The following is a 14,970-nucleotide window of genomic DNA, read 5'->3' as shown; positions in this document are numbered from 1 at the left end:
GTAGCACCTCGGCTGAACTTTCCGACGCGGTCGTCGGCACGGTGGCGCATTGTAACGGAAAGCCGAGCAGCGTGCTCGGCCTTACCATCGCTCATGCGGCCTCTACCTGCACAGGCACGCCATTGAGTGCAGCGTTGCCGGAAACCGCATCCCGAAAGCGCTCGTCGGTCAGGTCATTGGCGCTCACGCCCGGTTGTGCCTGGGCGATCTGCATGTGCACGCCCTCGCGGCCATGACCGAAGCCATGGGGCAGGCTGACGACCCCCGGCATCATGTCTTCGCAGGCCTGCACCTCGATTTCCAGATCACCCGTACGCGAACGGATACGCACCCGCTGGCCGTCCTGCAAGTGCCGCTGCTGCAAGTCTTGCGGGTGCATCAATAACTGATGACGCGGCTTGCCTTTCACCAGGCGATGGAAATTGTGCATCCACGAGTTGTTGCTGCGCACATGTCGGCGGCCAATCAGCAACAGTTCGCCGGCTGTCGGGGGCGCCTGTTGCGCCAGGCGCTGCAAGTCGTCCAGCAACACTTGGGGCGCCGCTTCCACAGCCTTGCTGGCAGTTGCCAGGCGCGCAGCGAGGTTGCTGCGCAAAGGGCCGAGATCAAGCCCGTGCGGGTGATTGGCCAGCGTTGCCAGCGAGAGCTGCCAAGGCGTTGCCTCGCCGTATGGCCCCTTGCGCAAGGCCATGTCGATCATCTGCGCCGGGGCCCAGGTCGGTTTCAACTCCAGCTCGGCTCGCCTGGCAAAGGCCTGCGCCAGGCCGACGAAGATTTCCCAATCGTGCAGCGCGCCTTCCGGCTTGGCCAGGATCGCCCGATTGAAGCGGGTGACGTTGCGCACGGCCAACAGGTTGAAGGTGCTGTCGTAGTGATCATTTTCCAGCGCTGAGGTGGAGGGCAGGATCAGGTCGGCATGGCGGGTGGTTTCGTTGATGTAGAGGTCGATGCTGAGCATGAATTCAAGCCCCTCCAGCGCCGCGTCCAGTTGGCGACCGTTAGGCGTGGACAGCACGGGGTTGCCGGCCACTGTCACCAGGGCACGCACCTGTCCTTCGCCAGGTGTCAGCACCTCTTCGGCCAGGGCCGCTACGGGCAGTTCGCCACCGTACTCGGGCAAGCCCGATACCCGACTCCAGGCGTTGAAGTGGCCGCCAGAGGTGGTGGCGACCAGGTCGACAGCAGGCTCCGTGCACAACGCGCCGCCTTCACGATCGAGGTTGCCGGTCACCAGGTTGATCAGTTGCATCAGCCAGTGGCAGAGCGTACCGAAGGCCTGGGTGGAGACACCCATGCGGCCGTAGCACACGGCTTTTCCAGCGGCAGCGAAATCACGTGCCAGCTGGCGGATATCCGTCGCGGCAATACCGCAGTGCGCACTCATGGCCTCGGCGCTGAACGGCGCCAGTGCTTCGCGCACCTGCTGCAGGCCATTCACCGATAAATGCGAGCCCTGCCCCAGGCCCTCTTCGAACAGGGTATTGAGCAGGCCGCACAACAGGGCCGCATCCCCACCCGGGCGGATAAACAGGTGTGTATCGGCAATCGCCGCCGTTTCGCTGCGCCGGGGGTCTACGACTACCAGGCGCCCGCCCCGCCCACGCAGGGCCTTCAGGCGCTTTTCCACATCTGGCACGGTCATGATGCTGCCGTTGGAAGCCAGCGGGTTGCCACCGAGAATCAGCATGAAGTCGGTATGGTCGATGTCCGGGATCGGCAGCAGCAGGCCATGGCCATACATCAGGTGGCTGACCAAATGTTGTGGCAACTGGTCCACCGAGGTGGCCGAAAAACGATTGCGTGTCTTGAGCAGGCCGAGGAAGTAGTTGCTGTGGGTCATCAAGCCATAGTTATGCACGCTCGGGTTGCCCTGGTACACCGCCACGGCATTGCGCCCGTGCGCCTGCTGGATCGCCCACAACTTGTCGGCGGCCAAGGCAAAGGCCTCATCCCAGCCAATGGCTTCCCAGCGCTCACCCACCCGCTTGTGCGGCTGACGCAAGCGGTCGGGGTCGCTCTGGATGTCCTGCAAGGCCACCGCCTTGGGGCAGACGTGGCCACGGCTGAATGGGTCCTGGGGGTCGCCTTTGATCGAACTGACAAGCGCCCGCCCGTCTTCCTCATGGCTGACTTCAATGTTCAGCCCGCAGATCGCTTCGCACAGGTGACAGGCACGGTGGTGCAGGGTCTTGGTCATGGCCGCCTCTGCCTTGTTGTTGTCGAACTGTGACTATGCGCCCGGCCCCCTCTGCCGGCCAGCGCGCTTCGCCGCGTGAATCCACCGACATCAGGCGCACGATTTGCGACAGCCATTTGCCAAATTGCCAGCAAGCCGTGTACAACCCTGTGTAGTAAATAAAAAACAGCACCGGCCAGCGGGTAGAGACACCCTTTGCAACATCCTTTCGAATAGGCCGCTGTTTCCCCCCTTGGCTTCAGGCGACATTTACTTATAGTATTGCGCCTTTCCCTATTTCGTCCGCCCCGTGCGGCTTACGCCGCAGGTCACTCCCGTTGTCAAAAAAAACCATACGGTCGACCTGCATACCGTTGCAGATAAGGTAGTCAATCATGAGCGCTAGGCACTTTCTCTCCCTGCTGGACTTCACCACCGACGAATTGCTCGGGGTGATCCGCCGCGGCATCGAGCTGAAGGACCTGCGCAAGCGAGGCGTGCTGTTCGAGCCCCTGAAGAACCGCGTGTTGGGCATGATCTTCGAGAAATCCTCGACCCGCACCCGCGTATCGTTCGAGGCCGGCATGATCCAGCTCGGTGGCCAGGCCATCTTCCTGTCGCCACGCGACACGCAACTGGGCCGTGGCGAGCCGATTGGTGACAGCGCCATCGTGCTGTCGAGCATGCTCGACGTGGTGATGATCCGTACCCACGCCCACAGCACGCTGACCGAATTCGCCGCCAAATCGCGCGTGCCGGTGATCAACGGCCTGTCCGACGAGTCGCACCCATGCCAGCTGCTGGCCGACATGCAGACGTTCCTTGAACACCGCGGCTCGATCCAGGGCAAGACCGTGACCTGGATCGGCGATGGCTTCAACATGTGCAACTCTTACATCGAGGCCGCCCGGCAGTTCGATTTCCAGCTGCGCATCGCCTGCCCGGAAGGCTACGAGCCGGATGAACGCTTCATGGCCCTGGGCGGCGACCGCGTGCAGATCATCCGTGATGCCAAGGAAGCCGTGCGCGGCGCACACCTGGTTGTCACCGATGTCTGGACTTCGATGGGCCAAGAGGAGGAAACTGCACGGCGCCTGGCGCATTTCGCGCCTTACCAGGTCACCCGCGAACTGCTCGACCTGGCGGCACCCGATGTCCTCTTCATGCACTGCCTGCCCGCCCACCGTGGCGAGGAAATCAGCCAGGACCTGCTCGACGACCCACGTTCGGTCGCCTGGGACGAGGCTGAAAACCGCCTGCATGCACAGAAGGCGCTTCTCGAATTCCTTGTAGAACCGGCTTACCACCACGCATGAGTCAACCCCTACTGCTCAACCTGCGCAACCTCGCCTGTGGCTATGGCGACCAGCGTATCGTCCAGAACCTCAACCTGCACCTGAACGCAGGCGACATCGGTTGCCTGCTGGGTTCATCCGGTTGTGGCAAAACCACTACCCTGCGCGCGATTGCCGGCTTCGAACCGGTACACGAAGGTGAGATCCAGCTGGCTGGGGACGTCATTTCCCGCGCTGGCTTCACCCTGGCCCCGGAAAAGCGCCGCATCGGCATGGTGTTCCAGGACTACGCGCTGTTCCCGCACCTGACCGTGGCGCAGAACATTGCCTTTGGCATCGCCAAGCACCCGCGACAGGCCGAGGTCATCGAAGAGATGCTCGAGCTGGTCAAGCTGGGCGGCCTGGGCGGGCGTTATCCCCATGAGCTTTCTGGCGGCCAGCAGCAACGGGTCGCACTGGCCCGTGCGCTGGCGCCTGAACCCCAGCTGCTGCTGCTCGACGAACCGTTTTCCAACCTCGACGTCGAGCTGCGCCGGCGCCTGAGCCATGAGGTTCGCGACATTCTCAAGAGCCGCGGCACCAGCGCCATCCTGGTGACCCATGACCAGGAAGAAGCCTTTGCCGTCAGCGACCAGGTAGGCGTGTTCAAGGAGGGCCGGCTGGAGCAGTGGGATACGCCCTACAATCTTTACCACGAGCCGCAGACGCCGTTCGTGGCCAGCTTCGTTGGCCAGGGCTACTTCATCCGTGGACAGATGAGCAGCCACGAAGCGGTCAATACCGAACTGGGTGAACTGCGCGGCAACCGCGCCTACACCATGGCGCCGGGCAGCTCGGTGGATGTGCTGCTGCGCCCCGACGATATCGTCTATGCGCCAGACAGCGCGCTGCGGGCGGCCATCGTTGGCAAGAGTTTCCTTGGGGCATCGACCTTGTACCGCCTGCAGTTGCCAACTGGCAGCCAGCTGGAAGCGATTTTCCCCAGCCATGTGGACCATCAGGTGGGTGGCGATGTGGGGATTGCGGTGAAGGCCGATCACCTGGTGCTGTTCCCGGTGCCGGGCAGTGTGGCGGCGCAGTTGCCGCGGCAGGAGAATGGCGTACGGCGGTACAGTTCGGCGACCTGACCCAGCATCCATGGGGCCGCGTTGCGGCCCATCGCGACACAAGGCCGCTCCTACAGGGGTACGAGATTCCTGTAGGAGCGGCCTTGTGTCGCGAAGGGCTGCAGGGCAGCCCCAAAAATCTCAGCCCCGGCCAATCCCGGCAAACTTGCCCTGGGTATGCTCGGCCAGCACCGCTGCCGCCAACTCCACCTCCAGCCCACGCCGTCCAGCACTGACATGGATGGTTGCAAAGTTCTGCGCTGAATCGTCGATGAACGTGCGCAGACGTTTCTTCTGCCCCAAAGGGCTGATCCCGCCGACCAGATAACCCGTGGCCCGTTGCGCTGCCGCAGGGTCCGCCATCTCGCATTTCTTTACCCCGGCAGCATGGGCCAGGGCCTTGAGGTCCAGCGTACCGACCACCGGCACAACCGCCACCAGCAGCTCGCCCTTCTCACTGCTTGCCAGCAAGGTCTTGAACACCTGCTGCGGATCAAGCCCCAGCTTTTCCGCCGCCTCCAGGCCGTAGGAGGCCGATTTCGGGTCATGCTCGTAACTGTGCACGCGGTGCTCGGCACGGTGCTTCTTCAACAGGTCTAGGGCGGGGGTCATGCAAGGGCTCCGGTCTGGGACGGCTCGGCGGCTACTTTAGGACAATTCCCACAGTGCAGCCAGCGCACCGCAATCGCGCACGTCTAGTACGGGGATCCGCAGCCGATTTTAGCGGCCATTTCGTGACTGGTCGTTCACTTTCGACCTTTGACATCAGCGTTTCTTGTCTATATTTTTTCGCTTCTGAACAAATGGCGCACTTTTAAGGTGCGTTTCCTGTATCTGCCCGGGGTCAATGGGGATCGGCACCGGGCTTTGCTGTCGAGCGCCACGCGCCTCACAACAAAAAAAACGAGGTCATACATGACGACTGCTCTACGCCAACCCACGCTGTCCAGCCAATGCCTGGCCGAGTTCCTCGGCACCGCACTGCTGATCTTCTTCGGTACCGGCTGTGTTGCCGCGCTCAAGGTCGCTGGCGCCAGCTTCGGCCTGTGGGAAATCAGCATCATCTGGGGCGTCGGCGTAAGCATGGCCATCTACCTCACTGCCGGCATTTCCGGTGCACACCTGAACCCGGCCGTCAGCATCGCCCTCACCCTGTTCGCCGGTTTTGACAAACGCAAGCTGCCTTTCTACATGCTGGCCCAGGTATGCGGTGCGTTCTGTGGCGCTGCCCTCGTGTACACCTTGTACAGCAGCCTGTTCTTCGATTTCGAACAGGCCCACGCCATGTTGCGCGGTAGCGAAGCCAGCCTGGAACTGGCCTCGGTGTTCTCCACCTACCCACACCCTTCACTGTCCACCGGCCAGGCGTTTCTGGTTGAAGTGGTGATCACTGCCATCCTGATGGCGGTGATCATGGCCCTGACCGACGACAACAACGGCTTGCCCCGCGGCGCCATGGCACCCCTGCTGATCGGCCTGCTGATCGCCGTGATCGGCAGCGCCATGGGCCCGCTGACCGGCTTTGCCATGAACCCTGCCCGCGATTTCGGGCCAAAACTCATGACCTTCCTGGCCGGTTGGGGCGAAATCGCCTTCACTGGCGGGCGAGACATTCCTTATTTCCTGGTTCCGGTACTGGCACCGATCCTTGGCGCTTGCCTGGGCGCCGCGACCTATCGCGGCCTGATTGCCCGCAACCTGCCGATGGCGCCTACCGCGAACCCTGAGACAAATGACAACCGCCAGGGCGATACTCAAGTCAATTGATGCCGGCATCACGCCCAGCCCTGACCCCTATTTTTGCAAGGCCTACGACCATGACAGACACCCAGGATAAGAACTACATCATCGCCCTGGACCAGGGCACCACCAGTTCGCGGGCCATCATTTTCGACCGCGATGCCAATGTGGTGGGTACCTCCCAGCGCGAGTTCGCCCAGCACTACCCGCAGGCGGGCTGGGTTGAACACGACCCGATGGAAATCTTCGCCACACAGAGCGCGACCATGGTCGAGGCCTTGGCCCAGGCTGGCATCAGCCACGCCCAGGTTGCCGCAATCGGTATCACCAACCAGCGTGAAACCACCGTGGTGTGGGACAAGGAAACCGGCCGCCCGGTGTACAACGCCGTCGTCTGGCAGTGCCGCCGCAGTACCGAAATCTGTGCCCAGCTCAAGCGTGACGGCCATGAGGACTACATTCGCGAAACCACCGGCCTGGTCACCGACCCGTACTTCTCCGGCACCAAGCTGAAGTGGATCCTCGACAACGTCGAAGGTGCCCGTGAACGCGCCGAGCGCGGCGAACTGCTGTTCGGCACCATCGATACCTGGCTGATCTGGAAGTTTTCCGGCGGCAAGGTGCACGTCACCGACTACACCAACGCCTCGCGCACGCTGATGTTCAACATCCATAACCTGCAGTGGGACGACAAGCTGCTGGAAATCCTGGGTATCCCGCGGCAGATGCTGCCCGAGGTTCGCCCTTCCTCCGAGGTTTACGGCCACACCAAGAGCGGCATTGCCATCGCCGGTATCGCAGGTGACCAGCAATCGGCGCTGTTCGGCCAGATGTGCGTGGAGCCGGGCCAGGCCAAGAACACCTATGGCACCGGTTGCTTCCTGCTGATGAACACTGGCGCCCAAGCGGTGAAGTCGTCCCACGGCCTGCTCACCACCATCGCTTGCGGCCCACGCGGCGAAGTGGCCTATGCACTGGAAGGTGCGGTGTTCAACGGTGGTTCCACCGTACAGTGGCTGCGCGACGAGCTGAAGATCGTCAACGACGCGCTGGATACCGAATACTTTGCCAGCAAGGTCAAGGACAGCAATGGCGTATACCTGGTACCCGCCTTCACCGGCCTGGGGGCGCCATACTGGGACCCGTATGCCCGCGGTGCGCTGTTCGGCCTCACCCGTGGCGTGAAAGTGGACCACATCATCCGCGCCGCGCTGGAGTCGATCGCCTACCAGACCCGCGACGTGCTCGATGCCATGCAGCAGGACTGTGGCCAGCGCCTGTCCGAGCTGCGCGTGGACGGTGGCGCGGTGGCCAACAACTTCCTCATGCAATTCCAGGCCGACATCCTGGGTACCTGCGTCGAGCGCCCGAAAATGCGCGAGACCACAGCCCTGGGCGCCGCTTACCTGGCCGGCCTGGCTTGTGGCTTCTGGAGCGGGCTGGACGAACTGCGGGACAAGGCAATCATCGAGCGCGAGTTCAGCCCACAACTGGATGAAACGCAAAAAGAGAAGCTGTATGCCGGCTGGAAGAAGGCCGTCGAACGTACCCGTGACTGGGAAGATCACGAGGCGTAAAGCCTGCATGACGACGGGCGGTACCTGTGGGAGCGGCCTTGCGTCGCGAAAGGGCCGCAAAGCGGCCCCGGGATTTTCGCGTCATGACAAATGTTGCTGGGGCTGCTTTGCAGCCCTTTCGCGACGCAAGGCCGCTCCCACAACAACCCTGCGCGAATGCACCATGGTCCACTGGCCGTCATCCTCTTCCTACGGCATCATTGCAGAATTTGTCCGGCAGCCCCAAAGGACCGCCCATGAATCTGCCCCCCCGCCAACAACAAATCCTCGAACTGGTGCGCGAGCGCGGTTATGTCAGTATCGAAGAAATGGCGCAGCTGTTCGTCGTGACACCGCAAACCATCCGTCGTGACATCAACCAGCTTGCCGAGCTCAATCTGCTACGCCGTTACCACGGCGGCGCGGCTTACGATTCGAGCATCGAAAACACTGCCTACGCGATGCGTGCCGACCAGATGCGCGACGAAAAGCAACGCATCGCCGAAGCCGTGGCCCGACAGATTCCCGATCATGCCTCGGTGTTCATCAACATCGGCACCACCACTGAATCCATCGCCCGTGCACTGCTTAACCACAACCACCTGAAGGTCATCACCAACAATTTGCACGTGGCTGCAATCCTGGCCGCCAAGGACGATTTCGAAGTGCTGGTGGCGGGTGGCACGGTGCGCCGCGACGGTGGTGTGGTGGGCCAGGCCAGCGTCGACTTCATCAACCAGTTCAAGGTCGATTTCGCCCTGGTGGGGATTAGCGGTATTGACGAGGACGGCAGCCTGCTCGACTTCGACTATCAGGAGGTGCGGGTATCCCAGGCGATCATCGCCAATGCCCGGCAAGTGATCCTCGCTGCCGACTCCAGCAAATTCGGGCGCAATGCCATGGTGCGCCTGGGCTCCATCAGCCTGGTCGACTGCCTGGTGACCGACCAGGCGCCCACCCCCACCCTCACCCAGTTGCTCAACCAGTACAAGATACGCCTCGACGTGGTTTGAGCAGCAAACGGGCCGTCTGGCGGCCCGTGATTTTCGATAATGTTCACTTTATTGTCATCTGATCAGTTTTTTCTATAAAGACTGACTGGCGACCGGCCTTCTGTTGCGCTAGTATTTTCGCAAACGAACATCGATGTTCATATTCGATGCTGCCAGCCTCAGGAGGCCTTGCCCGTGTCCCAGCCCGTTTCGTCCCAGCCACCACTCGCCGACTGCTATGACCTCGCCGTGATTGGCGGTGGCATCAATGGCGTGGGCATCGCTGCCGACGCCGCGGGTCGTGGCCTGAAGGTTTTCCTTTGCGAAAAGGACGATCTGGCCCAGCACACCTCTTCGGCCAGCAGCAAGCTGATCCACGGTGGCCTGCGTTACCTGGAGCATTACGAGTTCCGCTTGGTCCGCGAGGCACTGGCCGAGCGCGAAGTGTTGTTGGCCAAGGCCCCGCACATCGTTAAACCAATGCGCTTCGTGCTGCCACACCGCCCACACCTGCGCCCGGCCTGGATGATTCGCGCCGGCCTGTTCCTGTACGACCATCTGGGCAAGCGCAAGCGCCTGGGTGCCTCGCGCAGCCTGCGCTTTGGCCCGGGGTATCCGCTGAAACCTTCGATCACCCGTGGTTTCGAGTACGCTGACTGCGCCGTCGACGACGCCCGCCTGGTGGTACTCAACGCCATGGCTGCCCGTGAACATGGCGCGCACCTCCACACCCGCACCCGCTGCCTGCGCGCCGAGCGTATCGACGGCCTGTGGCGAGTCGAACTGCAACATGCCGATGGCACCTTACAGACCATTCAGGCCCGCGCCCTGGTCAATGCTGCCGGCCCTTGGGTTGCCAGTTTCATCAAGGACGACCTCAAGCTCGACGCACCGTATGGCATCCGCCTGATCCAGGGTAGCCACCTGATCGTGCCGCGCCTGTATGAAGGCGAACACGCCTATATCCTGCAGAACGAGGACCAGCGAATCGTCTTCTGCATCCCCTACCTGGAGCGTTTTACCCTGATCGGCACTACCGATCGGGAATACAGCGGCGACCCGGCCAAGGTTGCAATCACCGATCAGGAAACCGACTACCTGCTGAACGTAGTCAACGCGCACTTCAACCAACCTCTCAGCCGCAGCGACATCCTGCACACGTACTCCGGTGTTCGCCCCCTGTGTAACGATGAGTCGGACAACCCGTCCGCCGTTACCCGTGACTACACCCTGGCGCTGTCCGCTAGCGACAGCCAGGCGCCGTTGCTGTCTGTGTTCGGTGGCAAGCTGACCACCTACCGCAAGCTGGCCGAGTCGGCGATGGCGGAACTCAAGCCATTCTTCCCGCAGATGCGCGACAGCTGGACGGCCACGGCGCCCCTGCCGGGTGGCGAGAACATGACCACCGTGCAGGCATTGACCGATGCGGTGCAGGCACGCTGTGGCTGGCTCCCGGCAGATATCGCCAAACGCTGGGTACTGGCCTACGGCAGCCGTGTGTGGCGCCTGCTGGACGGTGTCCACGGCCCCGAAGACCTGGGCCAGGCGATTGGCGCCGGCCTCTTCGCCCGGGAGGTCGATTACCTCATTCAGGAAGAATGGGCCGAACACCCCGATGACATTCTGTGGCGTCGCAGCAAACTCGGCTTGTCGCTGACCGCACAGGAGCAACAGGTACTGCTGGGCTACCTGCAACGCGCCAGCAAGGCGCGCGCAGACAGCCGCGCTGCCTGACTACCCCCGCACAGGGAAGCCTCAGCGGTTGTTGTGCAACCACCGCTGGTAGGCTTCCCGCGCCAAACGTGCAATCAATGCACGCTCAGCCTGTTCGTAATCGGCCTTCAACGCTTGACACCGCTGCAGGTATTGCCACTCATCGATCACGTTTTCGTCCGCCTGGGCCTGCAGTGACTCCAGACGCGCCTGCAATGGCTGCAGGGCTTCTTCGAAACGCTGCGCGTAGGCCTCTCGTGCATGCTGCTCCCAGAATGGCCGTTGCGACAGCGAGGCAATCAACGTATCGGTATTTTCAGCCTCCAGCACCTGGTCCTGAACCCGTAACAGGTCACGGGGGGTAACATTGGCAAAGCCCGGGTAGTGCATGTCATCACTCTCGACTGGCAAGCCGAGTGCACGTGAGAGCCGCAGGCGATAGAACAGCCTCACCTCGATTTCGTCGACCAATACGAGCTGCTCGGCATGCATACGCTGAATGTGCAACGTAGCAAGCCGGTCGACCTCATCCAGGCGGTACAGGCCACGCGCCAGGCCTAGCAGGCGGGCTTCCCGCTGTGCAGGCAGCGCGTCCTCCAGCGCACGCTCCACCGTCACGCCGAGTTCCAGTTGTTCGAGCAGGAACAGCATCCTGTCTTCACACGTACGTGGTCCAGACGCCTCCAGGAAAAGCCGCTGCCGCAACTGCTCATGGTGCCGGCAGGCCTCCATTATCCGCCAGATACGGGTACGGTAATGCCCGGGGTGACGCTCGAAATCATCCGCGCTGGCGAAGTCGGCAAGAAAGCGGAACAGGCCGATGGACTGAGGTTCCTGCCGCAGGTCCTGCCAAGTAGCCAGTTGGCGATCGCGCTCCGTGCCCGTCGCCATGCCAGCCCAGGTGTCGAACAGCTCGTCCGTGAGCGGCTGATGCCGCACGGTGGAAGAGCCACGCTGCCCTGCTGTTACGCCACGGGCTTCGTCCAGCAAGGCCTCATCAGCTTCGCCCAACGGGTTGTCATGCAATGACATCTGGCCTATCTGCAGGCGTAACTGACGCAGCTCCTGACGCAGTTCCCGGATACGGTTGTTGCGCAGGTCGACAGTGGCGCGAAATGACACCCGATCGGGAAATTCCGAAAGGCCGACCCATCGCAAGTTCACTTCACGCAGGTGGGCAAGGCGGGTCAGAACCGGGGCACGACCCAGCGGATTATGGCTCAGGTCCAGTTGCTGCAGTGAATCGAGCCGGGTCAAGCGCAGTTCTCCAGGGGCATCGAGCACCACCCTGTTACCTTGCAGGTGTAACCGACGCAGTCTCTGCATCTGTTCGATGCCCTGGGGAACCGTGGTCAAACGGTTGCCGGAGAGGTCCAGCTCCACAAGGTTGGGGAAACGCTGGAGAAAGTCGGAAGAGATTTCCTGCAGCCCCAGGTCACGTAGCACCAGGCGCCGCACATGGTCATAGCGTACGCCGGGGGGCAGGTCAGGCAGGCTGCCGACTCGCTCACCGTCAATCACCAGCACATAGTCACCGCCCAGATCGGTGATCTTGCGCCGCCAACTGCGTCGCAATGCGGTGGCAACCCGTCGACGACGCATGGCCTCCAGTGGGTTGCCCGTGTCACGCCGCCACTGCCGAAGGCTGGCGCGTAAACCCGCCAGCTGATCCCTGAGTTGGCTGTAGTGCGCCCACAAGCCCACCCTCCGGCTCATCAGGTCCAGCAGATAGGCGTCCAGCTCGCCCTCTTCCAAGGTGGGAAAAATCTGATGAATTCCCCGGGCGATAGCCCTACGGCTACTGCCTTGGCCACCGCTGAGGGTATAGCCGAGGCGCCCGTCCCCTAGCCGGCGCGGTGGGCGCAGCCCCTCGCCCAGGCGCACCATGGCGCAGAGTTCGGCTGCCTGTGTACGGTTCTGCGAGGCGGCTTCGGCCAAACGCTCGCCCAAGGCGGCGGGCGTGACTATCGCATCACCCAGTGCCGACTTCTGCTCATCGCTCAAGGTGGCCAGCAGGGCTTGCATGAATGTCCCCGTTACGGGTGGCTCGACAACCCTGTATTCACTGCCGGTGCGCAGGATGCAGCGCACATGCCCGGCGCCGTCGCGGCCTGCACTGGCCAGCACCCGGCCGTTGGGGCTGGTTTCGCGCAGCTCTACCCGCAGGCTGTCAGGCCAGGTATTCAGGCGCTCCAGCAAACCCAGCGCCAAGCGCTCGGTATCGGGGTTTACACAACGCGGCAGTTGCAAACCAGCGCAGGCCTTGTCCAACCGGCTTTCACGCAACATCCAGCGCGCGCGCTCCGCCACGGCCAAGGGGATGCGCCGCAGCTCGCCCATCATGTCGAGCTGCGCGCCAGTACTTTGCTGCAGCACTTCCTGCGTGGCGCGCGTCGACAAGCCTGGAAACGCACGCTGCAACAGGCGTTCACTGGCGTTCGGTTGCGTTTGCCGCGCCGCTACATGCTGCGCAACGGCCGGCGCGCTCAGGTCCGGATGCAGGTCGTGCACGTGCTTGAGCTCCAAGGCATCCAGCAAACGCGCAGGGGCTTCCACGTTCTCCACGTGCAGGCGGCGCAGCTGCGCCTCGCTGAGGCCGGTCACCTGCAACAGGTACTCACAGGTGGCATCCGGGAGTTCAGACAGCCGCGCACTGAAGCGTCGCACCAGGTTTGCCCGCCCGCTCCACAGCTGAGGCGCTTCCAGCTCGTGCCGCCACCCACCACTGCCGTTGGCCTCGATCAACGGCTGATACGCGTTGGAACGGCCAGGATGCTGGATTCTCGACGCCCCCTCTTTCGGCTCATCGATAACCCTGTAGTGACGCTCATTCACCCGCCACACCCATTCACTACCCCCTGAGCCTGGCCGGGGTTGGGCGTGGTAACCGGGCAGGTCCGCCGCCATCAACCTGGTGTGACCGGCCGATGCCTGCACCGGCACCAGTCCATCGACGAAGGCAACGCGCTCCAGCGCCCGCTGGCCAAGCTGACTGCCCTTGGCGATCAAAGCACCAATCACCACGTTCTCGGCAACATTGAAAAGATGATCCATTGCCCCTTCACGATCACCGATACGCCAGTCCTGGTAGCCTTCGTAAACCTCGTCGGCAATCTGCAGCACATTGGCCACAAGCATCACCTCGCCAAGGCCCGGCACAAAAAAGCCTGCCAGGTTCAGCACGTTCAGGCCCAGTTCGAGGTAACCCTGCAGCCGTGCATTGCGGTCGGCTTCGTCTTCCACGCCAGTAGGCACTGCGAGCACCATGGCATCGTCGATACGCTTGTCCACGTATTGCTTGCGCAGGTACTCGAAGATTGGCATGGCGATCGGTGCGTCCCTGGCATCAAGCTCCACGCTGGCGGCCGGGGCCTGGTCGACGCGCGCGGCCAGCACCCGGTAGAAGTTGATACGATCGCGCTCGGCGATGAAGCGCGCAAAGAACCTGCGGTAGGCAGGGTCGAGAAAACGCAGCCCCAGCCAGCGGTTCAGCGCGGCCCAACTGGCATGGCACGATACGGGGGTTTGTGGATCGTCTGGTATCCACAGAATCACCGCCTCCACGGGCTGGTCAGGCGCAGGCCGCAGCTCCAGGGTCAAAACCCCGAAGATGCGCCGCCCCATCAGATACAGCTGACGCGGCACCACGCTGGCTTCAAGTGCGGGCACCACCGGTTGCTCGGCCATGATCGGCAGCATCAGCAGGAAGGCGCGCTCATCAAGGTCACGTTTCAGCGCCGCTATACGCACGGCCACCTCAAAATTGTTACGAAAACATTCCTGGATCAACGTATTCAGCCGCGCGGTCGCGTCGCCTTGCGCCTCCCCTGACGCACTGGGCGGTTCAAGGTGTTCTTTCAACGCTTCCTGATAACGGCGACCAGCGTCCACTTCGCGACACACCCCGGCAAAAGCCTCCAGGCCCAACGGCAGGCGGCGACCGTTACGGTCAATCAGGTCGCCCCTGCGGTGCGGTGCGGGCCGCGTTTCGCTGCGGTGAAAGTTGTGCAGTGCCGCTTCCAGCAAAGAACGCTTGGAGCGCCGGACGAACATGGGTTGCGGCAGCACGGGCGATCCGGTCGGCAGCACCAAGCGTTGCGAGACCCGCACTTTGCTCTGACGCACATCGGGGTGGGCAATGCCTGCCCTGCGCAGGGCATCATCAAGCAAGTCTGCGACGAAGGTATCCAGGGGAGGGATGGCGCCCAGCACGCGTTCCAGGCTGCGCGTATTGTGCGCCTGTCGGCGTAGCGCCCGGCGCAGCGCCTGAAGCCGGTCAGGGTTGGCATGGTCGACCAGCCAGCCTGGCACACGTTGGGCGATCAGGCTGTCGATGGATTCGGGGTTGGCTAGTGCATCAGTCATGTCGGCATCTCTGTGGATAGAAACGCC

At 62.6% G+C, this 14,970-nt stretch carries 9 protein-coding genes; 6 read left to right on the top strand and 3 right to left on the bottom strand.

Translation table 11 applies throughout. The features are described from left to right. Window positions 1-91: 91 nt before the first annotated feature. The gene (locus ACQKPZ_RS03545) at window positions 92-2,197 is read right to left on the bottom strand and encodes a molybdopterin oxidoreductase family protein (RefSeq protein ID WP_427535564.1); all 2,106 of its coding nucleotides are present in this window, start codon (window positions 2,195-2,197) and stop codon (window positions 92-94) included. A 374-nt stretch (window positions 2,198-2,571) separates the two neighbouring features. Between ACQKPZ_RS03545 and argF the strand changes: the two genes are divergently transcribed. Continuing rightward, entirely contained in the window at window positions 2,572-3,492 is a 921-nt protein-coding gene (gene argF / locus ACQKPZ_RS03540; RefSeq protein WP_105945840.1) for an ornithine carbamoyltransferase, read from the top strand. Then, on the top strand, window positions 3,489-4,598 hold the full coding sequence (locus ACQKPZ_RS03535; RefSeq protein WP_427535562.1) for an ABC transporter ATP-binding protein: 1,110 nt from the start codon (window positions 3,489-3,491) through the stop codon (window positions 4,596-4,598). The genes argF and ACQKPZ_RS03535 overlap by 4 nt, the downstream gene beginning before the upstream one ends. Window positions 4,599-4,718: 120 nt before the next feature. Here ACQKPZ_RS03535 and ybaK read toward each other — a convergent pair whose 3' ends face one another. Beyond that, window positions 4,719-5,189, bottom strand: coding sequence for a Cys-tRNA(Pro) deacylase (gene ybaK, locus ACQKPZ_RS03530; protein WP_016488787.1), 471 nt, complete (start codon window positions 5,187-5,189; stop codon window positions 4,719-4,721). Between the two features lie 303 nt (window positions 5,190-5,492). On the opposite strand from ybaK, the gene ACQKPZ_RS03525 reads away from it, so the two are divergent. From ACQKPZ_RS03525 to glpD, 4 genes are all read left to right on the top strand, one after another. Then, the gene (locus ACQKPZ_RS03525; RefSeq protein WP_427535561.1) at window positions 5,493-6,344 is read left to right on the top strand and encodes an MIP/aquaporin family protein; all 852 of its coding nucleotides are present in this window, start codon (window positions 5,493-5,495) and stop codon (window positions 6,342-6,344) included. A gap of 50 nt (window positions 6,345-6,394) precedes the next feature. Continuing rightward, window positions 6,395-7,894, top strand: a complete 1,500-nt coding sequence (gene glpK, locus ACQKPZ_RS03520) for a glycerol kinase GlpK (RefSeq protein WP_427535560.1) — start codon at window positions 6,395-6,397, stop codon at window positions 7,892-7,894. Window positions 7,895-8,130: 236 nt separating this feature from the next. Then, complete coding sequence (glpR, locus tag ACQKPZ_RS03515) at window positions 8,131-8,886, top strand: DNA-binding transcriptional repressor GlpR (RefSeq protein WP_391137326.1); 756 nt, start codon at window positions 8,131-8,133, stop codon at window positions 8,884-8,886. 174 nt (window positions 8,887-9,060) lie between these two features. Next, on the top strand, window positions 9,061-10,599 hold the full coding sequence (glpD, locus tag ACQKPZ_RS03510; RefSeq protein ID WP_427535559.1) for a glycerol-3-phosphate dehydrogenase: 1,539 nt from the start codon (window positions 9,061-9,063) through the stop codon (window positions 10,597-10,599). Between the two features lie 21 nt (window positions 10,600-10,620). On the opposite strand, the gene ACQKPZ_RS03505 is transcribed toward glpD, so the two are convergent. Next, entirely contained in the window at window positions 10,621-14,943 is a 4,323-nt protein-coding gene (locus ACQKPZ_RS03505) for an NEL-type E3 ubiquitin ligase domain-containing protein (protein WP_427535558.1), read from the bottom strand. Window positions 14,944-14,970 lie beyond the last annotated feature (27 nt).

Origin of the sequence: Pseudomonas sp. NPDC089547, from assembly GCF_050280665.1 — a bacterium.
GTDB lineage: Bacteria > Pseudomonadota > Gammaproteobacteria > Pseudomonadales > Pseudomonadaceae > Aquipseudomonas.
The sequence above is the reverse complement of the archived record's forward strand: the minus strand, read 5'-3'. Positions and strand labels throughout refer to the sequence as shown.